The sequence below is a fragment of the Sinorhizobium terangae genome (assembly GCF_009601505.1).
GTDB lineage: Bacteria > Pseudomonadota > Alphaproteobacteria > Rhizobiales > Rhizobiaceae > Sinorhizobium > Sinorhizobium terangae.
In genome coordinates this window covers 13,752-38,544 of sequence record NZ_WITC01000085.1, presented here as the reverse complement: position 1 = coordinate 38,544, position 24,793 = coordinate 13,752, and the positions used below count along the sequence as shown (strand labels likewise).

Here is a 24,793-nt window from a genome sequence, read left to right as displayed (position 1 = left end):
TCTTGGTTGATCCTTTTGACGCCCGTCAAAACCAGACTCGTGTTTCAGGAAGATGACACGCGGTGCGCGTGCGACAAATCGGGCGTCGGAAATGAGCCAGAGCATAACTGTACGCCGCCCGCAATTCATGCCAAAAGGCCCCGATCAAGAACGAGGAATGCAAGGCATGAATACGGGCGACAAAGCGAAACCGGTCCCGGCAAGCGGGGACATCGACCAGCAGGCACTTTTCTTCCATCGCTACCCGCGCCCGGGCAAGCTTGAGATCCAGCCGACCAAGCCGCTCGGAAACCAGCGTGATCTGGCGCTTGCGTATTCGCCCGGCGTCGCCGCGCCCTGTATCGCCATCAAGGACAATCCCGAAACAGCCGCCGATTTCACCGCGCGCGCCAATCTGGTCGCGGTAATCTCCAACGGCACGGCTGTTCTCGGCCTCGGCAACATCGGCCCGCTTGCCTCCAAGCCGGTCATGGAAGGCAAGGCCGTGCTCTTCAAGAAATTCGCCGGCATCGACGTTTTCGACATCGAGATCGACGCACCGACCGTCGATCGCATGGTCGATGTCGTCTCGGCATTGGAGCCGACCTTCGGCGGTGTCAATCTCGAGGACATCAAGGCGCCGGAATGCTTTGAGGTGGAGCGGCGCCTGCGCGAAAAGATGGAGATACCGGTCTTCCACGACGACCAGCACGGAACCGCGATCATTGTTGCTGCCGCCGTTCTGAACGGCCTCGAACTCGCCGGCAAGGATATTGCCAAGGCGAAGATCGTCACCTCCGGCGCGGGCGCGGCGGCGCTTGCCTGCCTGAACCTCCTCGTTACGCTCGGTGCCAAACGGGAGAACATCTGGGTCCACGATATCGAGGGTCTGGTCTACACGGGGCGTGAAGCGCTGATGGACGAGTGGAAGGCCGTCTATGCGCAGGACAGCGACAACCGCGTGCTAGCCGACAGCATCGGCGGCGCCGACGTTTTCCTCGGCCTCTCGGCCGCCGGCGTCCTCAAACCCGAACTGCTTGTGCAAATGGCCGAGAAGCCGCTGATCATGGCGCTTGCCAACCCGACTCCGGAGATCATGCCGGAACTGGCCCGCGCGGCGCGCCCGGACGCCATGATCTGCACCGGACGATCCGATTTCCCGAACCAGGTCAACAACGTTCTCTGCTTCCCGCACATCTTCCGCGGCGCGCTGGATTGTGGTGCGCGCACGATCAATGAAGAAATGAAGATGGCGGCGGTGCGCGCAATTGCCGGACTTGCGCGCGAGGAGCCTTCGGATGTCGCCGCACGCGCCTATTCCGGCGAGACGCCGGTCTTTGGACCGGACTATCTCATCCCCTCGCCGTTCGACCAGCGGCTGATCCTGCGCATCGCCCCGGCCGTCGCGAAGGCAGCGGCCGAAAGCGGCGTCGCGAGCCGCCCCATTCAGGATTTCGACGCCTATCTCGACAAATTGAACCGCTTCGTCTTCCGCTCCGGCTTCATCATGAAGCCGGTCTTCGCGGCCGCCAAAAACGCCGCGAAGAACCGGGTCATCTTTGCCGAAGGCGAAGACGAACGGGTGCTGCGCGCCGCGCAGGTGCTGCTCGAGGAAGGCACCGCCAATCCCATCCTCATCGGCCGCCCGCAGATTATCGAGACGCGTCTGCGGCGCTACGGCCTGCGGATCCGCCCGGATGTCGATTTCGAGGTCGTCAATCCTGAAGGCGACCCGCGCTACCGCGACTACGTTGACGACTATTTCGCACTCGTCGGCCGACGCGGTGTCATCCCTGAAGCGGCCCGCACGATCGTGCGCACGAACACGACGGTGATCGGCGCCCTTGCGGTCAAGCGCGGCGAGGCGGATTCGCTGATCTGCGGCGTAGAAGGGCGCTACAGCAGACACCTGCGCGATGTTTCGCAGATCATCGGCAAGCGGGCGGGCGTTCGCGATTTCTCGGCGCTGAGCCTGCTCATCTCGCAGCGCGGCGCGACCTTCTTCACCGATACCTACGTGAGTTACAATCCGAGCGCCGAGGAGATTGCGCAGACGACCGTGATGGCGGCCGGAGAAATCCGCCGCTTTGGTATCACCCCGCGTGCGGCACTCGTGTCGCACTCGAATTTCGGTTCGCGCGACTCCGAAAGCGCATCGAAAATGCGTGCGGCCCTGCAGCTCGTGCGTGAACTGGCGCCCGACCTCGAAGTCGACGGCGAGATGCACGGCGACTCGGCGATCTCCGAGATCCTGCGCCAGCGTGTGATGCCGGACAGCGCGCTCAACGGCGAGGCCAACCTGCTCGTGTTCCCCAATCTGGATGCCGCCAACATCACGCTCGGTGTGGTCAAGACCATGACGGACAGCCTGCATGTCGGGCCTATCCTCCTGGGTTCCGCCCTGCCCGCGCATATTCTTTCGCCGTCGGTCACATCACGCGGCGTCGTCAACATGGCTGCTCTTGCGGTCGTCGAGGCAAGCCATCCGGTGTAACGGAAAGGCACACGTCGGGCCGCTGACCCGGGCGGCCCTGACGTTTACCCCGATCGAAATTCAACCATGAATTTAGAAAGGGCAATAGTTTGCAGCGTTTACGAAATATTGCACTAGACAAAGCATGCCCCCATTACCATGCTTATCTAGGGGCAAGATTCGGTGTTGGGCATGACGGATCAACAGGCTGTCCTCGATCTATTGGACATTGTGGAGTACGGGGGCTGCGCCGAACCCGAGCAATTCTTCGCGTTGATGCGCCGCACTTTCAAGATCGCGCATCTGCTATACTTGGAAGCGGAGCCCCTTGCCGACGGACTAAAGGTATGCCGTCTACACCACACGTTCGGCGCCTATGCCGCGGAAATCTATCGAACGAGAGCCCTCTACCGCATTGATCCCATCCTGCGGCTTGCGCTTGGTGGCGTGAGACCTGTCGAATGGACGACCGCCCGCAGACGATTCCCCGAGTGCGAACCGCTCTTCCATGCAGCGGAGGAAATCGGGCTTTCGACAGAGGGCGTTGCGCTGCCGCTGCCGTCACCTGCCGGGCGCATGGCGCTTCTCGCCATCAACGCCAACATGTCGCCTGCGGAATGGTCGATCTATCGGCGCTGCCATTTGCGTGACTTCCAGCTGGCCGCCAACCTCTTCCACGCATCGATGTTGGAACATGCGGCCACGGCAGGGGCGATCGATGAGCGCGACATGCGGCTGACGGGCCGCGAAACCGAGGTGCTGACCTGGTCGGCGGCCGGCAAGAGCTATTGGGAAATCGCCACGATCCTCGGCATATCCGAGCGTACCGTCCGCTTTTTCATGACCAACGCGCGCCGCAAATTGAATGTCGTCTCCAATACGCAAGCCGTGGCGCAGGCGGTTCGCCACGCCCTGATCCCCACCATCTGACGGGTTCAAATTAACCATTGCGGTAGCCTCTGGACAAAAGCCCCGCAAATTTAGTGGGAAAAAATCTCCTTTTGAACTGTCACTACCGACAGTTACATGTGTCGGTTCAGCCTGACAGCATTTGCCCATCGCGCAAAAACGATGGAGCGAAAGATGATCAGGATTGTGAACGGTAACGCTCGCGGACAGCACCCGCGGGCCATCGACGAAATGTTCCGGCTGCGCAAGCGCGTGTTCCATGACTTCCTGAAATGGGACGTGAAGACGGACGGCGAGTGGGAAATCGACCATTACGACAAGGCGAACCCCCTTTATGTAATGTCGTACGCACCGGATACCGGAAAGCTACGCGGATCGCTGCGGCTGCTGCCGACGCTTGGGCCGAACATGCTGGACGATACGTTTCCGATTCTGCTCGGCGACAATCCCGAGATCCGTAGCGCTTCCGTGTGGGAATCGAGCCGCTTCTGCATCGATCCGGATATCTCGCAGGATCGCTCGTCGAACCAGGTAACGGTCGCCGCTGCGGAACTCATGTGTGGTGTGGGCGAACTGGGCCTTGCCTCCGGCGTCAGCCATATCGTCACGGTCACCGACGTCTTCCTGGAAAGAATGTTCCGTCGGATGGGTTGCCCCGGCGAGCGCATTGCCGATCCTCACCGGATCGGCTCCGTCTTCGCCGTGGCAGTCGCGTGGGAAGTGACGCGAGAACTACTTGAAACGATGAAGCATGTCGCCGCAATCGAGGGCACCGTGCTCGAACGCCCGATGTCGCTCGAAACAGCACGGGCCGCCTGATCCGTCTCGCCGGGCCGCCGTCGCGGCCCGGCCAATTCTCTCTTGCTGCGGTGCCCTGTTAACGCAAACTCTCCCTGGACGTTGCGCTGTTACGTCAACGCCTTATGATATGGAGAAACAGGAGTTGGCGGTCGCGAAAGTCCTCGAAGAACGGATCGCGCACCAAGGCAGAAGAGACGAAAGCCAGTGCCCCGGATCGTCATATCCCGGAACTTCAAATCCGTGGTGGTGGCCCTGCTCCCGCTGCTGTTGGCGGGCGCTGACGGTGCGTCGGCCTCGACTGTTTGCGAACGCCTGAATGCACGGCTCACTGATCTCTCCACGGCCGTCAACCCAACCGCTAACCTGCGCGATTTCACGGGTGCCGTTTCCCGCCAGAACATCGAGCTCCGCCGGGCGAAGAACGAGCGACGCCGGATGGAGTGCGGCACCGGCAGTGTCGTCGTCATCGGTGGTGACAATGATGAGGCATGCGCGGCGCTGGATGAGACCATCGCCCGCATGGAGGACAACCTTCAACGGCTCAAGGCGCACCGCCACTCGTTGATATCTGGCGACACGGGCGACACGCGCCGGCGCATTCTCGCGGCGCTGGAACTGAACGGCTGCCATGACGGGGCCAATGCCCAGGATCCAGTCGAGGAGCAGGACGAGTTCGCGAGTGCTGCGGTCGATGATGCCGAGCTCCCCCGCAATATCCTCAGGGATCTTCCGCCGGACAGCGAAGATTATCCGCTGCTGGGTGACGACAGCGAGACGCAGGATTTTCCCCTGCTGCACGAGGAGCCCATGGGCAGCCTCAGGACAATGTGCGTCCGCACCTGCGACGGGGCCTTTTTCCCGATCTCGTCAAATGCGACGCCCGCGGACTTTGCCCGTGACGCCGAGCTGTGTCAGGCACGCTGCCCCGGTGCGCAGACGGAACTCTACTACCACGTTCTCGCCACGGAAGAGAGCGACCAGATGGTCTCGGCCTTGACCGGAAGGCCTTATACCGAGCTGCCGACGGCCTTTGCCTACCGGACGCGCGGCGTCGGTGCGCCAGGAGTTTGCGGCTGCCGAATCCCGGCTAGTGCGGCAACAGAAAATGGCAGGAAGGCGACGACCGGCAGCGAGCCGTCGGTCATCACGATCAATGGCGACCTGAAGCCGGCCGCGGGATCGGTACAAGCAAAGCCGGTGCGGGAAAGGCCCTACGACCCGGCGAACAGCAAGGTCCGTGTCGTGGGCCCGGCATTCCTGCCGCAAGAAAAAAGCGCGATCGACCTCAAGCACCCGCTCGGTCCGGGTTACCAGCCGGTCCAGGGCAATTGAGCCCATCTGCCGCATGCTGTCAAAGCAGTGGAGATACTGCGCTTATCGTATTGAATTCAGATGCTGTTTGCCTGTGGGACGCCCCACGCTTCCTCGAAGACAAGGTCCTCGAGCGGCAGGCGCTGACGCCATCCCTTCACGGCGAGTTCCGGGTGCTGATAGAGCTGATCGACAAACCCAAGGCAGAGCCAGGCGACGATTTCGATGTGCTCGGGAATACCGAGGATCGACTTGATCTCCTGCTCGTGGAAAATGCTGACCCAGCCGACGCCGACACCTTCCGCGCGCGCGGCGAGCCAGAGGTTCTGGACCGCGCAGACGGTCGAATAGACATCCATCTGCGGATTGTGCGTCCGTCCGAGCACGACCGCGCCACCGCGCGTGCGATCGCATGTGACGCAAATGCTGAGCGGTGCCTTGCGAATGCCTTCAAGTTTCAGCGATCGGTATTGTGCCTGTCTCTCGCCGGAAAACATCAGCGCCGCTTCCTCGTTGGCGCGCTCGAACGCCTCCCAGACCTTCGCTCGCGTCACCTTTTGACGAACGAGCACGAAGTTCCAAGGCTGCATGAAGCCGACCGATGGCGCGCTATGGGCGGCACCAAGCAGACGGGTAATGAGTTCGTCCGGCAGCGGATCGGGAAGGAATTCATCACGCACATCGCGGCGTGTTTCAATGGCGCGGTAGACGGCGTCTCGCTCGTCCGGCGAAAAGGCTCCAGCCGCCGTCAGGCAGCCGCTCGGGTCAGGCCGCATCGTTCGATCCCCAACAATGCACAACCTCCCGCCGTCCGCGCGGGGCCGGTCTATCTCGCCAGGCCGGTCTTCTGACTCTGGTTCATCCAGCCGCGCCGCCTTCCCAAATCACTTGAGGATTCAGTGGCAATGTCCTGAACAAAATTCAGAACTTGTATTCGCGCGACCGTCCCCATCACAGCGTTGGGCACGTACCGGATTTGCACCGGCTTCCCGATTCTCCCGCCGTGGCGGGCACCTGACGGCCGCATATGGGCACAGCCGACGGCGAAAGGCAAGACGAGCCAAGCGGCTCGCCTCACCCAAAGCCTCCGCGCGGCATGGAGAACCGGCGCCGCGTCAAAGCGGCGCCGCCGGATGCGGGGAGCCATCGTAGGCGCCCCAGATTGATTGGTCGAAGCAGATCACCGAACCCGTCATCAAACCGGATTCCGCCGAGGAAAGATAGGCGCAGGCGCGCGCCACCTCGGCCGGATCGACAAGGCGGCCGAAAGGTTGGTTGGCTGCGGCCTTCTCCAGCCAGTCCGCAGGTGCATCGTGATATTCGCGTTGGATGCGATCCTCCCCCTCCGATGCCATCCAGCCGATATTGAGGCCGTTGACGCGGATACGGTTGCGCAAAAGCGCGTAGGCCGTGTTCTTCGTCAGCGTCTCCAGGGCGCCTTTCGAGGCGCAATAGGCGGCAATGAAGGGCTGGCCCGCCTTGGCCGACATCGAGCCAATGTTGACGATCGTGCCCTCGATCTTCTCGCGCCGCATTACCTTCACCGTCTCCTGCATGAGGAAGAAGGGCGCGCGCACGTTGACCGCGAACATGCGGTCGAAGAGTTCCGGCGTGGTGTCGAGGATCGTGCCACGGTCGGTGATGGCAGCGGCATTGACCAATGCGTCCACCCGGCCGAATTCCCTGTCGCAAGCCGCAACAACCTTGCGGGCGTCGTCGACCCACTCGAGATCGGCGGCCACGTAAATCACCTTGGTGCCGGTCGCCTTGCCAATCTCGGCTGCTCTTGCCTCGCCTTTGGCAGCGTTGCGCCCGCAGATGACGATGCCGATCGCGCCCCGTTCGGCAAAGAGCGCCGCGATCGTTGCACCGAGCCCCTGTGTGCCGCCTGTCACGATAGCGACCTTGCCATCAAGGCGGCCATAGTCCGTGCTCATGTAACTCCTCCTCTATTTCGCTTCCAAGCTCCCGCACTCCTTAGCGTCGGGAGTATCGCCCCGTCGCATTTCTCAGCTTCTCTTTTTCTCCGCCTGCGCGGCCAGTGCCTCCACGAAGGATTTGGTTTCCCAATCGGCCGCCAGCGCTTCATGCATCAGCTGTGCCTGCGTTTTCGGTGCCAGGCCGCCCAGCGGCGGGTCGCGATCGAGATTGGTCGGGAACGAGTAGCCTTCGGCGCAAGAAGCGATCGCATTGGCAATCTCGCCGGCCGAGAGCCTTCCGTCCGCTGCAAGAGCCTTCAGGGCCGGATAGAGCATGGCGCACATCCGCTCGCGATCGACCGTTTCCATCGCCCGTCCGAAGGCGGAGGAGACCTGGAGGAGATTTGCCACGCGCTTGATGTCTGCCGACCGGTTGGTGCCCGCCGCATGGAAGAGCGCCGGGTTGAAGAACACCGCATCGCCCTTCTCAAGCGGAAGCTGGACGTGGTTCTCGTCGAAATATGCTTTGAACTCCGGCCTTTTCAGCGCGAGATAGCCGGGCAAATAGCTCTGGCTGTAAGGCAGGAACAAGGTCGGCCCGCTTTCGACCGGCATGTCGCAATGGGCAACGGCGCCCTGCAGCGTCAGAACTGGCGAAAGCTTGTGCACATGTGCCGGATATTGCTCGATGACCGCCGACGTCTGGAAACCGAGATGATAGTCCCGATGCGCCGACTGTGCCGCGCCGCCCGGATTGACGCGGTTGACCTGCGCCGTCATCTGGTAGTTCGGCCCGAGCCAGGCCTCGCTGACGAGCGCGATGACCGCGTTGCCGTAGTAGGCCGCGAAATTTTCGGGAGAGCGCAGGCAATGCTTCTCCAGCGAATTCCAGATGCGGTCGTTGGCACCGGGCTTGGCGAAGTGGTCGCCGCCGCCACTGTTCGTGCGGTGTTGCTCCTCGATGATCTCGTCGAAAACACGGCTTGCTTCGTCGATAATGCTTGTGTCGGTGAAGGCGCGCTTGAACACCGCAACGCCCGGCCCTTCGGCCAGCACCGCGCAAATCTCCCCCAGAGCTGCGCGCCGACCGTCATCCGTCCTGCAATCGGCAACGAGGCTGGCACTGTCATAGATCAGGATGTTCTTTTGGCAATCGGCTGCATGCGGATAGTCGATCGGGTTGGTGCGGCGCTCGACCTCGGCGCGGAACGCCTCGATGCTGCAGGATTCCTCCGTCAGCCATACGCGTTCGACGCGCCTCCTCGCCGTGTTGTCGATCTTCATCCGGTCTCCTCCTCGAGAAAATACAGCACCGACTATACGTCTCGCCCGCTTCTGGGATAGAGCAGGAATCCATCAAAAAACCATCACAAGGCTTGTTCGTGGCACATCCGTTTCTGGTCAAGGATATCGCATTTCAGGCAGGTGTGAGCACGGCCACGGTCGACCGGGTGCTCAATGATCGGACGGGGGTGCGCCCGCAGACGGTAGCGCGCGTCAAGGCGGCGATCCGCGAGCTTGAGAAGCAACAGGCGGGCATGGAGATCCAGGGTCGGAAATATGCGATCGACGTGGTGATGGAAGCGCCGGAGCGCTTTACCGACGCCGTGCGACGCGCTTTCGAAAATGAAGCGACGACCTTCATGCCGACGATCTTCCGCTGCCGCTTTCATTTGGCAGAAACGATGCGAGCACAGGAGATCGCGCAATTGCTCGACCGGATCCGCCTGCGTGGCACCGATGGCGTCGTCCTCAAGGCACCGGATGTGCCCGAAGTGACCGCTGCCGTGGCGCGGCTCGAAAGCGCGGACATAGCGGTGGTGACGCTCGTCACCGATCTTCCACACTCCGCTAGAACGGCCTATGCAGGGGCCGACAACCGCGCGGCCGGCGAGACCGCCGCCTATCTGATCGGCGAGCGCTTCGCCGGTCAGGCGGCGACCGTATTGGTCACGCTCTCAAGCAACCGCTTCCGCGGAGAAGAGGAGCGGGAGATCGGTTTCCGCCGGATATTGCGCGAGCGCTACCCTTCGATTGGTATCGTCGAGATCGGCGAGGGTTTTGGCAAGAGCGAGGAAACCGGCGTCCTCGCCCTTGATGCGCTGACGCGTCACCCCGAGATCAACGCCGCCTATTCGATCGGCGGAGGAAACCGCGCCGTGCTTGCCGCTTTCCATCAGCTCGACCGGACTTGTTCACTCTTCGTCGCTCATGATCTCGACCAGGAAAATCTGGAACTCCTGAGGGACGGACGCGTGCATTTCGTGCTGCATCATGACTTGAAGACGGACGCGCGTACGGCGTTTCGCGCCATCATGGGAAGAAGAACGGCTGTCGCCGGTTCCGGAGGCCAGTGCCTTTCGGCGGTCGAGGTGATCACGCCCTACAATCTGCCGGTCGCCTGAGGCGACGTACATGCTGCGAGGGAATCACTCAGGCTGATACCGCACGAACGCAAATGCCTCGCCGGTCGGCGACCAGCTTGGAACATTCATCGTCCCCTGCCCGCCGAAGAGCTCGAACAGCACGCGCGCATTGCCGCCTTCCGGATCCATGAGGCGAAGCCTGACGTCAAGATCACGCGGGTGGTCGAAGACGTCGCCGTCATAGGAGAGCACCAGCAGGTGCCGGCCATCCGGTGAGGGATGCGGAAACCAGTCGCCATAAGGGCTGTCGGTGATGCGTTGCACATCGCTGCCGTCGGGGCGAACCCGCCAGATCTGCATGCGGCCGGTGCGGCTGGAATTGAAATAGATCCAGTGCCCATCCGGCGACCAGTCCGGCCCGTCATTGCGCCCTTCGCCGTGGGTCAGGCGACGCTCCTCGCCGCCTTCGGTCGGGATCGTGTAGATGTCGAAGACCTGATCGCGGATACCGCAGTAGGCAAGTGTCCGCCCGTCCGGCGACCAGCCGTGCCAGTAGGACGGCAGATTCGGCGTCACCAAACGGGGCACCCCGCCCTCGATCGGCAGGACGTAGATCGCCGACTTGCCGAATTCGCTCTTGTCGCTGATGACGAGCGTCTGACCATCCGGTGAAATGCCGTGGTCGTTGTTGCATTGGCGGGCAAAGCCGGTGTCGATCTCAACGGGTTCGGAGCCGTCAAGCGCGAGACGATAAAGCCGGCCATCACCGTTGATCACCAGATAGCGTCCATCCGGCGACCAGTTCGGCGCCTCGACCAGTCGCTCTGTCTGCCAGACGATGCGAGCCTCGCCACTGCCGATGTCGAAGATCTCCACCGAACTGCGCATTGCTATCCCCTGTCACGGAAACGATTGGTAATCGGATAGCGCCGGTCGCGACCGAAGTTCTTCTTGGTGATTTTCACGCCCGGGGCTGACTGGCGGCGCTTGTATTCGGCGATGTAAAGCAGGTGTTCGACGCGATGGACTGTCGGTTCGTCATGCCCGCGGGCGACGATTTCCTCCGTGCTCATCTCCTTTTCCACCAGGCACTCGAGAATGTCGTCGAGCACCGGATAGGGCGGCAGCGAATCCTGGTCGGTCTGGTTCGGCCGGAGTTCGGCAGAAGGCGCCTTGTCGATGATGTTCTGCGGAATGACTTCACCGGAAGGCCCGAGCGCGCCAGGCGGCACCGCGCTGTTGCGCCAGCGCGAAAGCGCATAGACCTGCATCTTGTAGAGGTCCTTGATCGGGTTGAAGCCGCCGTTCATGTCGCCGTAAAGCGTGGCGTAGCCGACCGACATCTCCGACTTGTTACCGGTCGTGACCACCATCGAGCCGAATTTGTTGGAGATCGCCATAAGGATCGTCCCGCGCGTTCGGCTCTGGAGGTTCTCCTCGGTAATGCCGAGTTCGGTGCCCTCGAAGGCATCGGAGAGCGCGTTGAGGAAGCCTTCCACCGGCTCTTCGATCGCGACGATGTCGTAGCGGCATCCGAGCGCCTTAGCACAGGCCTCGGCGTCCTTCAGCGACTCTTGCGAGGTATATCGGTACGGCAACATGACGGTGCGCACCCGTTCCTCGCCGAGCGCATCGACGGCGAGCGCCGTGCAAATTGCCGAGTCGATGCCGCCCGAAAGGCCGAGCACGACATTCTTGAAGCCGTTCTTGTTGACGTAGTCCCGGAGACCCAGCATGCAGGCGCGGTAGTCCGCCTCGTCGCTTTCCGGTATGCGGGAATTTAACCCGTTTGACGAGGTCCAACCCTCCTCGCCCCGCCTCCATTCGGAGATCGCGACCGCCTCCTCGAACTGGCTCATCTGGAAGGCGAGCGACTTGTCCGCGTTGAAGGCGAAGCTCGCACCGTCGAAGACCAGTTCGTCCTGACCGCCGAGCTGATTTGCATAGATCATCGGCAAACCCGTCTCGATCACCTGCTTGAGGACGACCTGATGGCGGATATCGACCTTGCCGCGGTAATAGGGCGAACCGTTCGGAGAAAGCAGGATTTCGGCGCCGCTTTCCTTGAGTGTCTCGCAGACGCCGAGCTCGCCCCAGATGTCCTCGCAGATCGGTATGCCGATGCGCACGCCGCGGAAGTTGACGGGTCCGGGCATTCCACCGGCGTCGAACACCCGCTTCTCGTCGAACTCGCCGTAGTTGGGGAGATCCACCTTGTCGCGGATCGCAATGATCCTGCCCTCGTCCAGGACCGCGATCGAATTGTGACGGAGCGCTCCGGCCTGACGGGGAAAGCCGATGACGACGCCCGGGCCTCCATCTGCCGTATCGGCGGCGAGCCTCTCCACCGCCTGCAGGCAGGCCTTCAGAAATGCCGGTTTCAGAACGAGATCTTCCGGTGGGTAACCGGAAATGAAGAGTTCGGTGAACAGGAGCAAATCGGCGCCCTGGCGCGCCGCGTCCGCGCGCGCCTCGCGTGCCTTCGCCAGATTGCCGGCGATGTCGCCAACGGTCGGATTGAGCTGGGCCACGGCGATCCGTAGCGTTGAGGGAGCGGCTTTCTGTGCAGTCATGAGGGGGCCTGTGGTCTGTTCTCAGCGAATACATCTGACATACGCCCTGTTCTTAGCGCATACGGCGACAAAAAACCCACAGCCAATCGCATTCAATTCAAAAATTCCGAAAAATTCTGCATTTCCCGCCCTTTACGTGGCGAGATCACGGTCTTTTTGCGGGCATGGAACTCGCAACCATCTTAGCCGGTTTAGCCATTCATCCCCCGTTCAACATGACAGTCGTATGACAGTAAGACGAAAGATTTATGAAATTGGAGACGCCGTTGGCCAGTATCGATTCCGCCGCCGCGAGACGCTCCCAGACCTTTGTCGATAGGTCTGGGGCCTCCGTCAGGAACGCCAAGGCGCTGGCCGGCACGCGCAGCGCGTTTTTCTCCCTTTTTATAGCTGCGGCGCTCGTATTCGCGATCGAACTGATCGTGCGCCAGTCCCTCGCCGAGACCGTCGCCTATTTCATCGATCCCATGCGTCCGGCGTGGACGACCATCGCTGTTTTCTTCCTGGTTCTGCTTGCTGTCGACGCACTCTTCGGCCGCGAGCACAAGGCGGCCCTCCTTGTCGTGCCGCTCGCGATTTTGCCAGCATTCATCAGCGAGCAGAAGCAGGTCTTCCTCTCCGATCCGCTTTATCCGACCGATTTCCTTTTCGGACGGCAGATCATGGAATTGATGCCCGTCCTTGTTAAGGACCGCCCGTGGACCGCCGTCGCGGTCGTGGTGGGGTTGATCGCCATGATCGCCACCATCGGCCTGCTCATGCGCTATGCCTGGCGGAACTTTCCCAAGCTGACGCGCAGGGAGCGTCTCGTTCGCGTCGGCTTTGCGCTGCCGCTTCTCGTCGCCTTCTGGCACATCATGGACTACAACCAGTTCTCGTGGATCCGCGATCGCTTGCGGGTGATCCCGATCATGTGGGACCAGACCGAGAACTATCGCCACAACGGCTTTGCGCTCGCCTTTGCGATCAACCTGCCGATGGCCAATGTCAGCGCGCCGGCGGGCTACATGGCGGATGCGATCGACCGCATTCCGGTCAAGCCTCTGCCTGCCGGAACGACGCATCGCGGCAAGCCGGATGTGATCGTGGTCATGAGCGAATCCTTCTGGGATCCGACACGCCTGCCGAACGTGAAGCTTTCCCCCGATCCGATGCCGACGGTCCGCGAAATGCAGGTGGGTAACGTCTTCTCGCCGGAATTCGGCGGCATGACCGCCAATATCGAATTCGAGACGCTGACCGGCTTTTCGAATGCCTTCCTGCCCTATGGCAGCATTCCCTACCAGCAATATATCCGCAAACCGATCCCCTCCCTCGCAACCTTCTTCCGCAGCGAAGGCTATGTCTCGCGCGCCATCCATCCCTTCCAGGGCTGGTTCTGGAACCGCACAGCCGTCTACAAGGCCTTCGGCTTCGACACGTTCCGCTCGGAAGAGAACCTGCCGGCGATGCAGAAGCGCGGGATCTTCGCCTCGGACGAATCGCTGATGAAGGAGATCATCCGCCAAGCGGATGCCATGAGAGACCCCTTCTTCTTCTTCACGGTGACCTTGCAGGGCCATGGTCCCTACGAGCCGAACCGCTATGCGAGGAACACGATCAAGGTCGAAGGTAACCTCCCCGAAGGTGACCGCCAGGTGCTCGCCACCTATGCCCAGGGCATCAAGGAAGCGGACGACAGCCTGAAGATGCTGATGGACTGGGCGAAGAAGCGCGACCGTGAGACGATAATCGTGCTCTTCGGCGATCATCTCCCGCCGCTCAACACCGTCTACACCAACACCGGTTACATGAACGACGTGACCGCCTCGCGCAAGGGTACGAAGGAGCAGATGAAGGCGCAGCACGAAACGCCGCTCGTCGTCTGGTCGAACAAAACGGGCCCGAAAAAGAACATCGGGACGATCAGCCCGGCCTTCCTTTCCTATCAGATCCTGAAGCAGGCCGGTTACGAGCACCCCTATTACACCGGCTTCCTGGGCAAGGTTTACGATCAATACCGCGTCGTCGACCGCTATATGGTGATCCGCAAGAACGGCAAGGACATCGCAGAGTGGTCGCGACGGCCGAAGATACCCGCGTCGCTGCGCGATTACCGCTTCCTCCAGCACGACATGATGTTCGGCAAGCGGTTCAGCACGGATCGCTTCTTCAAGTCCCACGCCGAACTCTTCCCCGTCGGTTCCTGAATCCCGACGGCGGGGCACGAACTGCCCCGGCCGTCGTAGCCAGCCTCTGCGTGACAACCCGGCATACGCTCCTTCGAGCATCGCCAAGGCTGTTGACGGAAAACCGCTTCACAGATTTCCCGGCACTGTCCTAAATAGCCTCCGAGCCATTTCCGGAGGCCAACATGGCGCATTTCAACGAAATTTCCCAAATCCTGTTCGGCAAGCCCAGCAGCCAGTTGAGTGAAATCGAACACCGCATCCTGAAATACGCGAAGGAGCGACGGCCTCTTTCGACGGATACACATGCGGCATTCGACACCAGCCTTTCCTTCGGCGCCAGGCTTGCCGACGCCATCGCGCGCGTCGGGGGCTCCTGGACTTTCATCCTCGGCTTCTGCGCCTTCCTCGTCGCCTGGGTCGTCATCAACTCGATCCTTCTCGTGCAGGGCGCGTTCGATCCCTACCCGTACATCTTCCTCAACCTGGTGCTTTCGATGCTTGCAGCACTTCAGGCGCCGGTCATCATGATGTCGCAAAACCGACAGGCCGAACGAGATCGCTTTGCCGCCTCGAAGGACTACGAGGTCAATCTCAAGGCAGAAGTCGAGCTGATCGCGCTCCACCACAAGGTGGATGACGTGCTGCTCCGCGAAATCGTCGAACTGCGTTCCGAACTTGCCAGCCTCATTCGCCAGGTAGGGCAGTCCCTACCCGCGACGGATCGCGGTCAGGAAGGGACGGAAGAATAACGCAAACCGACGCGCTCATAATGCGACACGAAATAAAGCCGCGAACGAACGGGGCTACATCGCAACTTATTAGCGTATGAGAAAATTAACGTTTGAGGCGCACCCTGAAAATGCGGGGTATTGGAATGCAGCGACGATTCACGACAGCTGCGTCCTTCTGGAATGCCTGGTGGATCAGGCACCCTGCAATCGGCCCGCGATCAAGCGGGATTACGAGAACATGACGAGCTCTCCATTATCTTATTACGAACATCCGCCGCTGCAGTTTTAGCGGCGCGTGGAACTTCGCCTGAAACGAACAATGACCTTGCGCGCTAAGCGCAAGGTTGAAATGTTAGTGAATTGCCAGAGCAAGGCTGTGTGTTGCCCGGAACACGCATCGATGGCCGTGTTTCGTTGCAGCGCCATTGGGGGCATGCGCGTAGATGCAGCGGGCTGCGGGGAAGGAAAACGTTGAGCAAAAGGGTCCACCTGGTTTCACGGTGGAAGCGTTGCTGCAAAATCCGGCATTCCGGCCAGCCTTGCAGGTGGGTGCGCGCAACCTCATCTCGCTGAACGATCTCTTCCCGCGCGTCTCTCGCATGGTGGCGGCCCATCAGAAGTGGATACTTACGCAAGCGGCCTATGCCCTCCACCTCGAGCGCGACCGCGACGATCCCGACTCCGGCGTCACTGCGGCGCGCCTGCTGAAGCTGATGCGCGAAACCGGCGGCGCGAGCCGAAACACCGCGACTGCATTTCTTGCCGAATTGCTCGCCTATAAGCTGCTCCGGCCCGCCAGCGGCGGCCGAACCCGGAGGACGCGGCCGCTTGAGCCGACGGAGATCAGCCAACATGCGATGCAACTCTGGTTCAAAAGCCAGATGAGAACGCTCGACCTCCTGGACGGAGGAACCAGGGTCGAGCGCATCGAGGCCGACATCGCCATTTTCGAACGCGCTCAACCGATGGCCGCGCGGCGCCTGATCAACGACAGCAAGTGGACGCAGCCGCCGCAGGGCGTTGCCGTATTCGTCTGGTCGGAGTCTGGCGGAATACTGCTCGACGACCTTATGACGCGCCCGTCAGCCCTTGTTCCGGAAGACGGAAGAGTATGGATCAGCGTCAATCTGGCGGCACTCGCGGAGCACTACGCGATATCGAATACGCATGTCCGTCGCCTGTTTTCAAACGCGGAGAAGTCCGGCTTCATCGGCAGGCCCGATGACGGCACGCGGGGCCAGTTCTGGCTAAGCGAACGGTTGGTCGAGGAGTACGCCTTCTGGCAGGCGGTGAAGTTCGAAGCTCTGGCTATCGCTTTCGATCGGGCAGCGGCGACGCCGGGACTATAGGTGACTTCAGGCGCGGCCCTGGTCAAATTTCGGCAGTTCGTCTTCGATAGCGTAGTAGTCGCCCTTGTCGGCGCAATAGATATGGTAACCGGATTCAAGCCGCGTCGGCGTCTTGAAGGTACCCGCAAGAATTGATGTGTAGTCGAGTGCGTCGGCCTTCCAGAAAAGTGCCGATCCACAGAACCGGCAAAAGCCGCGCTGCGCCTCGGCGCTCGATCGATACCAGGTGATATTGTCCGCGCCTTCGACATCGATATCGTTGTTCGGCACGTTCGTGGCGGCGTAATAGAGGCCGGTTTGTTTCCGGCATTGCGAGCAATGGCAGAAGATGATCTCCCTGAGCTTCCCGCGCGTCTTGAACCGCACAGCGCCGCAGAGGCATCCGCCTTCATGAATTTCCATACTCGTCCTCCCGCCGTCCAATTTCGCACTCGAACAAAAAGCCGGGCCAGCTTTATCGGCTGGCCCGGCCCTGTCAAATTCAGATGACGCGCTGATGGATCAGAAATATTGAACCATGCGGACCGCGTCCCCAATCAGCCGTTGACGACCATTTTCTTCTCGTCGCGGCCGCCCTTCATGCGCTCGGCGAGCAGGAAGGCAAGTTCAAGAGCCTGATCCGCATTCAGGCGCGGATCGCAATGGGTGTGGTAGCGATCCGCTAGGTCGTCTCCGGAAAGCGCGCGGGCGCCGCCGGTGCATTCGGTGACATCGTTGCCGGTCATCTCGATGTGGATGCCGCCCGGGTGCGTGCCTTCCGCACGGTGAATTTGGAAGAAGCTTTCGACTTCCGAGAGGATCCGTTCGAACGGCCGGGTCTTGTAGTTGTTGAGCGTGATGGTGTTGCCGTGCATCGGATCGCACGACCAAACGACCTTCTTGCCCTCGCGCTCGACCGCGCGGATGAGGCGCGGCAGATGCTCGGCCACCTTGTCGTGACCGAAGCGGCAGATCAGCGTCAGGCGGCCCGGCTCGTTTGCCGGGTTGAGCAGGTCGATCAGTTCCAGGAGGCCGTCCGCCGTCAGCGATGGGCCGCACTTGAGGCCGAGCGGGTTCTTGATGCCACGGCAATATTCGACGTGCGCATGATCCGGCTGACGCGTGCGGTCGCCGATCCAGATCATATGGCCCGAGGTCGCATACCAGTCGCCGGAGGTCGAATCGACGCGGGTGAGCGCCTGCTCATAGCCGAGCAGCAGCGCCTCGTGGCTGGTGAAGAAATCGGTCTCACGCAGGCTCGGGTGGTTTTCCGAGGTGATGCCGATTGCTTTCATGAAATCCATGGTCTCGGAGATCCGGTCGGCGAGTTTGCGGTAGCGCTCGGCCTGCGGGCTGTCCTTGACGAAACCCAGCATCCACTGGTGCACGTTCTCGAGGTTGGCGTAGCCGCCCATCGCGAAGGCGCGCAGAAGGTTCAGCGTCGCGGCCGACTGGCGGTAGGCCATGACCTGCCGCTCCGGATTTGGCACGCGGGCCTCCTCCGTGAACTCGATGCCGTTGATGATGTCGCCGCGGTAGCTCGGCAACGTCACGTCACCCTGCTTTTCCACGCCCGAGGAGCGCGGCTTGGCGAACTGGCCGGCGATGCGGCCGACCTTGACCACCGGCTGCTGCGCACCGAAGGTGAGCACGACAGCCATCTGCAGGAAGGCGCGGAAGAAATCGCGGATGGTGTCTGCGCCGTGCTCGGCGAAACTCTCCGCGCAGTCGCCGCCCTGCAGCAGGAAACCACGGCCTTCGGCGACATTGGCAAGCGCAGTCTTCAGACGCCGCGCCTCGCCGGCAAAAACGAGCGGCGGATACTTCGCGAGGCGTGTTTCCACTGCCTCAAGCGCTGCGAGGTCCGGATAATCCGGCACCTGCTGAATGGGTTTCTGCCGCCAGCTGTTCGGAGTCCAAGTCTGTGCCATTTCCATCACCTGTTGTCTGACGCGGGAGCCCCGCGCACGTCGCGCCTGCGGTCCTTTAACCGCCGGGTGTTCGGATTTCCGTGATCCAAGCCGTCGCGCCCGCCCCCCGAGCCGATGACTTCGCGGATGCGGGCTTATAAACGTTAACGTGGGGCTTGGAAAGGCATTCTACCAGAAAACATCGGCGGTCGCGTGCCGCCTGCCGCAGTTTCAAGCGACCCGTTCGCCCTTCCTGATCCGGTACGAAGGTTGATACATGGTCACCAGTTCCTCCGCCGCCGTCGGATGCACGGCCATGGTGCGATCGAAGTCGTCCTTGGTGCACCCCGCCTTCAGCGAAATCCCGAGCAGCTGCGCCATTTCGCCGGCATCGTGGCCGAGGATATGTGCGCCCACCACCTTGCGATCGGCGGCGTTGACCACAAGCTTCATGATCATCTTTTCCTTCCGTCCCGAAAGGGTCGCTTTCATCGGACGGAACTCGGCGCGATAGACTTCGAGCTCATCGAATTTGCGTGCCGCATCCTCTTCCGTCATTCCGACCGTGCCGATCTCCGGCTGCGAGAACACGGCCGTCGCGATCTGGTCGTGATCCGGCGACGTCGGGTTGTTCTTGTACTCGGTTCGGATGAAGCACATGGCCTCATGGATCGCCACCGGCGTAAGCTGTACACGGTCGGTCACGTCGCCGAGCGCGTAGATGCCGGGTGCGCTCGTGCGCGAGAAGGCATCGACAATGATTGCGCCGCGCTCGTTGACCTTGACGCCGGCGTTCTCGAGGCCGAGACCCTTGGTGTTCGGCACGCGCCCCAGAGCGAGCATCACCTGGTCGACGACCAGTTCGCCGTGCTTCATCGTCTGAGCGACGCGTCGGCCCTGTGCATCGGTCGATACCTGCTGGATGATGTCCTCGCACAGGATGCGGATGCCCTTCTCTTCCATCGCCGCATGCAGGCCACGCCTGAGGTCCTGATCGAAGCGCGACAGAATTTCCTTGCCGCGATAAATCAGCGTCGTCTCAACGCCCAGCCCATGGAAAATATTGGCGAATTCGATAGCGATATAGCCGCCGCCGGCGATGAGGATCGATTTCGGCAGTTCGGCGAGATCGAAGGCCTCGTTGGAGCTAATGCAGAGCTCGTGCCCCGGAAGCGCGTCGTGCGGGCTCGGATGTCCGCCGACGGCAATCGCGATGCGCTCGGCCGTCACGGTCTTGCCGCTCGCCAGCAGTCGCACCGTGTTGGGCCCCGCGAGTTCGGCGCGGGTATCGAGGATTTCCGCGCCGGCATTGGCGAGCCCCTTGCGGTACAGGCCCTCGAGACGGGAAATCTCCTGTTCCTTGGCCGCGACCAGCTTCGCCCAGTCGAAACGGCTTTCGCCAACCGTCCAGCCGAATCCCGCCGCGTCCTCGAAATGCTCGGAACATTGCGAGGCATAGACATAGAGCTTCTTCGGAACGCAGCCGCGAATCACGCAGGTGCCGCCATAACGAAACTCCTCCGCAATCGCGACCTTCTTGCCGAGCGCCGCTGCCAGACGCCCGCTTCTGACGCCACCCGAACCGCCGCCGATCACGAAGAGGTCATAGTCGAAAGCGGTCATGGCGAGCTCCTGGTGTAAAAAATCGTATCAGTCGAAAATGTCGATGGATGGAAGGCACAAGCCCCGCCTCACCCCTCGCCATTGATATAGTATTGCGACGCAAAAAAAGAAAAGCCCGGATCGCTCCGGGCTTCGTCGATCGGTCGCCGGCCTTGCGGCAATTACTGCTGCGCCGGAGCTGCGGCACCAGCGTCTGCTGCAGGCGCGGCGCCGATGGTCGCGTCGAGCGACTTGGTCGCCTCCTGGGTCAGGTCGCGCGAAACGCCGGCGGCCCAGATATCGGCTGCCTTCAGCAACTCGCGGGAAGCAATCGGGCCGTCGTTCAGCAGCTTCTTGCCGGCCGCCGAGCTGTAGAACTCCGTGATCGCGTTCAGTTCCTCGACCGAGAAGGTCTTGGCATAAATGGCTGCGGCCTCACGCTCAAGGTCCGCGCGCCGCGCCGCAAGGGCGAGTGCCTTCTCATCGACCGTTGCGGTGATCAGTTCCTGGTGGTTCGGCGAGGACTGGATCAGCGTATTCTTCAGTCGCTCGGCGAGACGCGGCAGAATGTTGTCGAAAGTGTTGGTCACGCCGAGCGCCGCGATGGTCGCACGTGCCGCCTTGATCTGGTCTTCCGACACGTCCTGGGCGCGAACCGCCGGAACCGATACCGAAACGAGAACGGCAGCGGCTGCGAAAGTGCGGGCAAGACCTGTGAGTTTGTTCATTGTTATCCATGCTCCTGTGTTGGCACCTGTCGCCCGGCCCATTTGCCGCTGCCAGGCAGACATGTGCGGAAACCTATTTTCTGCGCCTTCCGTGACGCTTCATCAAAGCGGCGGGATCGGCTCAGGACGCCGTCAGGGTACGGGCTCCCTCCGGACCGGCGATGATCGCCAATGACGCAATCCCGATGAACAGGCCGTGCTCAACCACCCCGGGGATGCCATTCAGCTCTGCCGCGAGCGCATCTGCATCAGGAATACGGCCAAAAGATGCATCAAGAATGAGGTGGCCGCCGTCGGTCATGAAGGGGCCATCGCCCGACGCACGTACGACGATATCGCCTGTCATACCCATGCGGGCCGCGACCTTCTCTATTGCCAGCCGCGTTGCGACCTGCCCGAACGGATTGACTTCGATCGGCAGCTTGAAGGCGCCGAGCACGTCGACAACCTTCGTTTCGTCGGCAATGACGATCATCCGCTTGGAGGCGCTGGCAACGATCTTCTCGCGCAGTAACGCGCCGCCACCGCCTTTGATCAACCTCAACTTTCCATCGACCTCATCGGCCCCGTCGATCGTCAGATCCAGTTCCGGCAGCTCGTCGAGCGACTTCAACGGCACGCCGAGCTCGAGGCAAAGCCTCGCTGTGCGCTCGGACGTCGGCACGCCGGCGATCTGAAAGCCTGACGCAACCTTTTCGGCGAGCAGTCGAACGAATTCTTCCGCGGTCGAACCGGTACCGATTCCAAGCCGCATGCCGTTCTCGACATATTCAAGCGCCGCGGCTGCGGCCTTGATCTTCATCTGGCGGGCGTCCATGCGCCACTCGCTCCCTCATGATCACTCAGATGGCGAGGCCAAGCAGGCCAGCCACTGTAGAATTTCCGCTGAGACACTTACACGCCCGTCGCCGCAAACAAAAGCCAAAATAAGAGCCCCTTGCCGGATTCCGGCAGCAGGCTGCGCTGATCCGCGCCATTGCATTCTTCGCCCACTTCGCCTACCCGAACAGCTATGGTTTCCGCAACGCGAGGTTCCCGGTGTCTCCACCCATTGTCGTCTTCGATCTCGACGGTACGCTTGTCGACACCGCTCCAGATCTCGTCGCCAGTCTCAACCACGCAGTCACTCAGGCGGGCATCGAACCGGTCACCTATGCGGATCTGACCCATCTCGTCGGTCATGGCGCGCGGGCGATGATCGAGCGTACGTTCGCGCTGCGCGGCAAGGCACTCAGCGAAGAGGAGCTTGCCTGGCAGATGAAGGAGTTCGTGGATTTCTACCACGGCTCGATGCCGGGGGACTCGTTGCCCTATCCGGGCCTCGTCGCGGCACTCGATCGCCTGCAGGATGCCGGCCTGAAGCTCGCTGTCTGCACCAACAAACCGGAAATGCTGGCAACGCGCCTTCTGGAGGGGCTCGGCCTGCTCGGCCGGTTCGCAGCTGTCGCCGGGGGTGACACCTTCACGGTGCGCAAGCCGCATGCGGAACACCTGCTTTCGACGGTCGCCAATGCCGGCGGCATCGCCGAGCGCTCCGTGATGGTCGGCGACAGCCTCAACGACATTCTTGTCGCGCGGAACGCTTTGGTGCCTTCTATTGCCGTGCCGTTCGGCTATTCCGACGTGCCGATCGAAAGCCTCGCTCCCGATCGCATCATTCAGCATTTCGACGAGCTGACGCCGCATCTGGTCGAAACGCTTCTCACGCGAAAGCACAAATGAGAAGGGCCGCGTTTGCGGCCCCCTTCCCATTTATCCCTCGGCGCGGCGAGCGTTTCGCGTCGCATCCAATGCCCGGTTCACATACATGTCGCGGTCATAGACGTCGTTGAAATATTCAACGGTACCGGTCTTGTTCGGCCAAGCGGTAAAATAGGACACGTAGACGGGCACCTTCTGCGGCACCTGCAAGGCCTTGTTGCGGCCGCTCGCAATTTCCTTGCCGACGTCGTCGATGCTCTTACCGAGAACCGCCGCCGCCATTCGGCGCGGATCGGCGAGGCGCACGCAGCCGTGACTGAGCGCCCGCTGGTCACGCTTGAAGAAGCTCTTCGACGGCGTGTCATGCATGTAGATCGCGTGAGCGTTGGGAAAGAGAATCTTCAGTTCGCCAAGCGCGTTGTCGCTGCTCGGCGGCTGGCGCACTGCTACCGAGGTGGTCGATCCGTACCAGTTCACGGCGGACGACGGCACGACGCGGCCACCGACTTCGACCTGATACCCCATTCGATCGAGATAGCCGGGATCGCTTCTGAGCTTCGGCAGCATTTCGTTGACGATGATCGACTGCGGCACCCCCCAGTAGGGGTTGACCTCGACCGTCTGGATCTCATCCTGGAAGAAATAGGTCTGGTTCGTCTTCGAGCCGACAACGACGCGCATGGAGAACTGCTCCGTGCCCTGGTCGGTGTAGGAGGCCGTGAATGCGGGCTGGTTGATGAAGACGTAGCGGCTGCCCAATCCGTCGGGGAGCCAGCGCGCCTGCTCCATCGCGATTTCAATCTTGTTGATTTTGCTGTCGGTCGTCTCGCCACCCGTCAGCACACGGATCGAGGCCTGGCCGACGACGCCATCCGCTTTCAGGCCACGTTCCTTCTGGAAGGCCTCGACGACGGAAACCAACTCGGGCGTGTAGTCGGGCGTTCCCTGATAGCTCGCGAGCACGACGGCGTGTTCGGCCTTCAGCGATTCGGACGCCTTAAGCTTGATGCCGGCGATGACATTGGCGAGTTCCGGGTTGCTCTGGCCGGGCTTCAGCAGCGTACCCGGAGCGATTTCCACCCGCGGGGTCGCATCCGTTAGCGCGCGCAGGCGTTCCAATTCCGCCTTCAGGGCCAGAAATTGCGGGCTTTTGGGATTCTGGCTTTCAATCAGCGCCGCGGCGTCGTCGCTTCCTGCCAACTTGTCGAGGAATGCGAAGAGATCGACGCTCTTGCGCTTGAAGTCGTGATAACCGGAGATCTTGTTCGGATCGATGCGGCCGCGCACCGTATCCTGAACATAGGTCAGCGTTGCAACCGACATCGCCAGTTCGAACTGCACGAGTTCCTTTTCGCGGGCGATCATGTCGCCTCGATCGAAGGTGTCGGATGGCACGTCAACCGCGTAGTCCTGCGGATCGAGGCCGACCTTCGCGGCCTGCGCGAGCACCGCAAGGGCCGACTTGGCGCGCGTGTTGACGCCGGTGCTATCGATCCACACGAAGTCTGTCCGGCCGCCATAGTAGTTCTCGACCGCCTTTGCGACGGCGTCCGTAGCGCGGACGTTGATCTCGGGGAGAAACTGCCGCGCGTCCGAAAGCGGCGGGCGCAGCATCGGCGGCAGGGCACCGTTTTGCACCGAACCGGTCACGACGGGATCGAGCAACCGGTCCGTGGCGATCCGGCGCAGCGGCTCGGCCTTGTAGGTATAGTACCTTGGTCCGGTGACGCGCGGCGGCTTTGCAGCCATTCTCGGATCGATCTGCTGCGGCACGATCATGCCGACACCTGGCAGCGGCCGGGCAGGCTGGGCGTGCTCCGGCGACGTTCGCTTCTTGCCGCCCCGAATGAAGTCCATAAGGGTGAGCGCCGATGCCGGCCTTACATCCATGGTTGCAATCGCACACCCACACATGAGCGCCACAATCGCTGCCGACTTGATAATTCTCATTAGAACAAAGATCCCCGTATTGCGTTGTCGCCGAATTCGGCCGGTGCCAGATTCTCGCCACGCCCTCGTGCTCCACGACTTATAGAAAAGGATGGTGAATGAAAAGGAAACGGCCCGCCTTCCCTCGGCCGAAACCTGTCTCAGAACACCCAGTTGAAGGCCGCGTGAAGCGCCATAAAAATTTGATTCGTATTCACTTTGCGCCGGTTGCGCCTGCATCGGTGCTTCCCCGGTTACAATTCGCCGTGCATGAGGAAAACGCGGAATGTGACGGAAAGGCCACAACTCGCGACCGCGAATAGCCCGGATCAGCCGCGGCGGGCGCTAAAGCAGTTCGATTG

The 24,793-nt window shown here is 61.6% G+C and carries 20 protein-coding genes and 1 riboswitch; of the genes, 9 read left to right on the top strand and 11 right to left on the bottom strand.

The genetic code is table 11. From position 1 onward, the window contains the following. Nucleotides 1–166: 166 nt before the first annotated feature. The 4 genes from GHK62_RS20075 (at nt 167) to GHK62_RS20060 (ending at nt 5,494) form a co-directional block, all read left to right on the top strand. Nucleotides 167–2,473 carry an NADP-dependent malic enzyme gene (locus GHK62_RS20075; RefSeq protein WP_153440874.1) on the top strand — a complete coding sequence of 769 codons (2,307 nt, stop codon included), beginning with the start codon at nt 167–169 and terminating at the stop codon, nt 2,471–2,473. Nucleotides 2,474–2,644: 171 nt separating this feature from the next. After that, nucleotides 2,645–3,382 carry a helix-turn-helix transcriptional regulator gene (locus GHK62_RS20070; RefSeq protein ID WP_153440873.1) on the top strand — a complete coding sequence of 246 codons (738 nt, stop codon included), beginning with the start codon at nt 2,645–2,647 and terminating at the stop codon, nt 3,380–3,382. A gap of 153 nt (nt 3,383–3,535) precedes the next feature. Further along, nucleotides 3,536–4,180, top strand: a complete 645-nt coding sequence (locus GHK62_RS20065; RefSeq protein WP_153440872.1) for an acyl-homoserine-lactone synthase — start codon at nt 3,536–3,538, stop codon at nt 4,178–4,180. 186 nt (nt 4,181–4,366) lie between these two features. Further along, the gene (locus GHK62_RS20060) at nt 4,367–5,494 is read left to right on the top strand and encodes a DUF2865 domain-containing protein (protein ID WP_184108753.1); all 1,128 of its coding nucleotides are present in this window, start codon (nt 4,367–4,369) and stop codon (nt 5,492–5,494) included. A gap of 56 nt (nt 5,495–5,550) precedes the next feature. On the opposite strand, the gene bluB is transcribed toward GHK62_RS20060, so the two are convergent. The 3 genes from bluB to GHK62_RS20045 form a co-directional block, all read right to left on the bottom strand. Further along, nucleotides 5,551–6,249: a 5,6-dimethylbenzimidazole synthase gene (bluB, locus tag GHK62_RS20055; protein ID WP_153440871.1), complete on the bottom strand. Its 699-nt coding sequence runs from the start codon at nt 6,247–6,249 to the stop codon at nt 5,551–5,553. A 44-nt stretch (nt 6,250–6,293) separates the two neighbouring features. After that, a riboswitch (cobalamin riboswitch) is annotated at nt 6,294–6,506 on the bottom strand. An 82-nt stretch (nt 6,507–6,588) separates the two neighbouring features. Continuing rightward, a complete protein-coding gene (locus GHK62_RS20050; RefSeq protein WP_153440870.1) occupies nt 6,589–7,410 on the bottom strand; it encodes an SDR family oxidoreductase in 822 nt (273 codons plus the stop codon). Between the two features lie 72 nt (nt 7,411–7,482). After that, a complete protein-coding gene (locus GHK62_RS20045; protein ID WP_153440869.1) occupies nt 7,483–8,676 on the bottom strand; it encodes a phytanoyl-CoA dioxygenase family protein in 1,194 nt (397 codons plus the stop codon). A 98-nt stretch (nt 8,677–8,774) separates the two neighbouring features. On the opposite strand from GHK62_RS20045, the gene GHK62_RS20040 reads away from it, so the two are divergent. After that, entirely contained in the window at nt 8,775–9,797 is a 1,023-nt protein-coding gene (locus GHK62_RS20040) for a LacI family DNA-binding transcriptional regulator (protein ID WP_184108755.1), read from the top strand. A gap of 24 nt (nt 9,798–9,821) precedes the next feature. On the opposite strand, the gene GHK62_RS20035 is transcribed toward GHK62_RS20040, so the two are convergent. Both GHK62_RS20035 and GHK62_RS20030 read right to left on the bottom strand, forming a co-directional pair. After that, complete coding sequence (locus GHK62_RS20035; RefSeq protein ID WP_153440867.1) at nt 9,822–10,646, bottom strand: TolB family protein; 825 nt, start codon at nt 10,644–10,646, stop codon at nt 9,822–9,824. Between the two features lie 2 nt (nt 10,647–10,648). After that, on the bottom strand, nt 10,649–12,331 hold the full coding sequence (locus GHK62_RS20030; RefSeq protein ID WP_153440866.1) for an NAD+ synthase: 1,683 nt from the start codon (nt 12,329–12,331) through the stop codon (nt 10,649–10,651). 266 nt (nt 12,332–12,597) lie between these two features. On the opposite strand from GHK62_RS20030, the gene GHK62_RS20025 reads away from it, so the two are divergent. The 3 genes from GHK62_RS20025 to GHK62_RS20015 all read left to right on the top strand — a co-directional run bounded on the left by GHK62_RS20025 (nt 12,598) and on the right by GHK62_RS20015 (nt 16,582). Continuing rightward, entirely contained in the window at nt 12,598–14,520 is a 1,923-nt protein-coding gene (locus GHK62_RS20025) for an LTA synthase family protein (protein WP_167528312.1), read from the top strand. 164 nt (nt 14,521–14,684) lie between these two features. Then, nucleotides 14,685–15,251, top strand: coding sequence for a DUF1003 domain-containing protein (locus GHK62_RS20020; RefSeq protein ID WP_153440864.1), 567 nt, complete (start codon nt 14,685–14,687; stop codon nt 15,249–15,251). A 482-nt stretch (nt 15,252–15,733) separates the two neighbouring features. Continuing rightward, a complete protein-coding gene (locus GHK62_RS20015) occupies nt 15,734–16,582 on the top strand; it encodes a hypothetical protein (RefSeq protein ID WP_283064655.1) in 849 nt (282 codons plus the stop codon). Nucleotides 16,583–16,588: 6 nt separating this feature from the next. Here the strand turns inward: GHK62_RS20015 and GHK62_RS20010 are convergent, their stop codons facing one another. The 5 genes from GHK62_RS20010 to rpiA form a co-directional block, all read right to left on the bottom strand. Further along, entirely contained in the window at nt 16,589–16,984 is a 396-nt protein-coding gene (locus tag GHK62_RS20010) for a GFA family protein (protein WP_153440862.1), read from the bottom strand. A 134-nt stretch (nt 16,985–17,118) separates the two neighbouring features. Then, on the bottom strand, nt 17,119–18,492 hold the full coding sequence (locus GHK62_RS20005) for a class II 3-deoxy-7-phosphoheptulonate synthase (RefSeq protein ID WP_153440861.1): 1,374 nt from the start codon (nt 18,490–18,492) through the stop codon (nt 17,119–17,121). Between the two features lie 210 nt (nt 18,493–18,702). Continuing rightward, nucleotides 18,703–20,094 (bottom strand): glutathione-disulfide reductase, encoded by a 1,392-nt coding sequence (gene gor / locus GHK62_RS20000; protein WP_153440860.1) that lies wholly within the window; start codon nt 20,092–20,094, stop codon nt 18,703–18,705. 161 nt (nt 20,095–20,255) lie between these two features. Beyond that, nucleotides 20,256–20,801: a DUF2059 domain-containing protein gene (locus GHK62_RS19995; RefSeq protein WP_153440859.1), complete on the bottom strand. Its 546-nt coding sequence runs from the start codon at nt 20,799–20,801 to the stop codon at nt 20,256–20,258. A 121-nt stretch (nt 20,802–20,922) separates the two neighbouring features. Continuing rightward, complete coding sequence (gene rpiA, locus GHK62_RS19990) at nt 20,923–21,618, bottom strand: ribose-5-phosphate isomerase RpiA (protein ID WP_153440858.1); 696 nt, start codon at nt 21,616–21,618, stop codon at nt 20,923–20,925. A gap of 221 nt (nt 21,619–21,839) precedes the next feature. On the opposite strand from rpiA, the gene GHK62_RS19985 reads away from it, so the two are divergent. Continuing rightward, on the top strand, nt 21,840–22,523 hold the full coding sequence (locus tag GHK62_RS19985; RefSeq protein WP_184108757.1) for an HAD family hydrolase: 684 nt from the start codon (nt 21,840–21,842) through the stop codon (nt 22,521–22,523). 30 nt (nt 22,524–22,553) lie between these two features. On the opposite strand, the gene GHK62_RS19980 is transcribed toward GHK62_RS19985, so the two are convergent. Beyond that, complete coding sequence (locus GHK62_RS19980) at nt 22,554–24,452, bottom strand: L,D-transpeptidase family protein (protein WP_153440857.1); 1,899 nt, start codon at nt 24,450–24,452, stop codon at nt 22,554–22,556. Between the last annotated feature and the right edge of the window lie 341 nt (nt 24,453–24,793).

Excerpts from the sequence above, each read along its gene's own strand:
- GHK62_RS20075 (WP_153440874.1), top strand. The coding sequence starts at position 167 with ATGAATACGGGCGACAAAGCGAAACCGGTCCCGGCAAGCGGGGACATC.
- GHK62_RS20070 (WP_153440873.1), top strand. The coding sequence starts at position 2,645 with ATGACGGATCAACAGGCTGTCCTCGATCTATTGGACATTGTGGAGTAC.
- GHK62_RS20065 (WP_153440872.1), top strand. The coding sequence starts at position 3,536 with ATGATCAGGATTGTGAACGGTAACGCTCGCGGACAGCACCCGCGGGCC.
- bluB (WP_153440871.1), bottom strand. The coding sequence starts at position 6,249 with ATGCGGCCTGACCCGAGCGGCTGCCTGACGGCGGCTGGAGCCTTTTCG.
- GHK62_RS20050 (WP_153440870.1), bottom strand. The coding sequence starts at position 7,410 with ATGAGCACGGACTATGGCCGCCTTGATGGCAAGGTCGCTATCGTGACA.
- GHK62_RS20045 (WP_153440869.1), bottom strand. The coding sequence starts at position 8,676 with ATGAAGATCGACAACACGGCGAGGAGGCGCGTCGAACGCGTATGGCTG.
- GHK62_RS20035 (WP_153440867.1), bottom strand. The coding sequence starts at position 10,646 with ATGCGCAGTTCGGTGGAGATCTTCGACATCGGCAGTGGCGAGGCTCGC.
- GHK62_RS20030 (WP_153440866.1), bottom strand. The coding sequence starts at position 12,331 with ATGACTGCACAGAAAGCCGCTCCCTCAACGCTACGGATCGCCGTGGCC.
- GHK62_RS20020 (WP_153440864.1), top strand. The coding sequence starts at position 14,685 with ATGGCGCATTTCAACGAAATTTCCCAAATCCTGTTCGGCAAGCCCAGC.
- GHK62_RS20010 (WP_153440862.1), bottom strand. The coding sequence starts at position 16,984 with ATGGAAATTCATGAAGGCGGATGCCTCTGCGGCGCTGTGCGGTTCAAG.
- GHK62_RS20005 (WP_153440861.1), bottom strand. The coding sequence starts at position 18,492 with ATGGCACAGACTTGGACTCCGAACAGCTGGCGGCAGAAACCCATTCAG.
- gor (WP_153440860.1), bottom strand. The coding sequence starts at position 20,094 with ATGACCGCTTTCGACTATGACCTCTTCGTGATCGGCGGCGGTTCGGGT.
- GHK62_RS19995 (WP_153440859.1), bottom strand. The coding sequence starts at position 20,801 with ATGAACAAACTCACAGGTCTTGCCCGCACTTTCGCAGCCGCTGCCGTT.
- rpiA (WP_153440858.1), bottom strand. The coding sequence starts at position 21,618 with ATGGACGCCCGCCAGATGAAGATCAAGGCCGCAGCCGCGGCGCTTGAA.
- GHK62_RS19980 (WP_153440857.1), bottom strand. The coding sequence starts at position 24,452 with ATGAGAATTATCAAGTCGGCAGCGATTGTGGCGCTCATGTGTGGGTGT.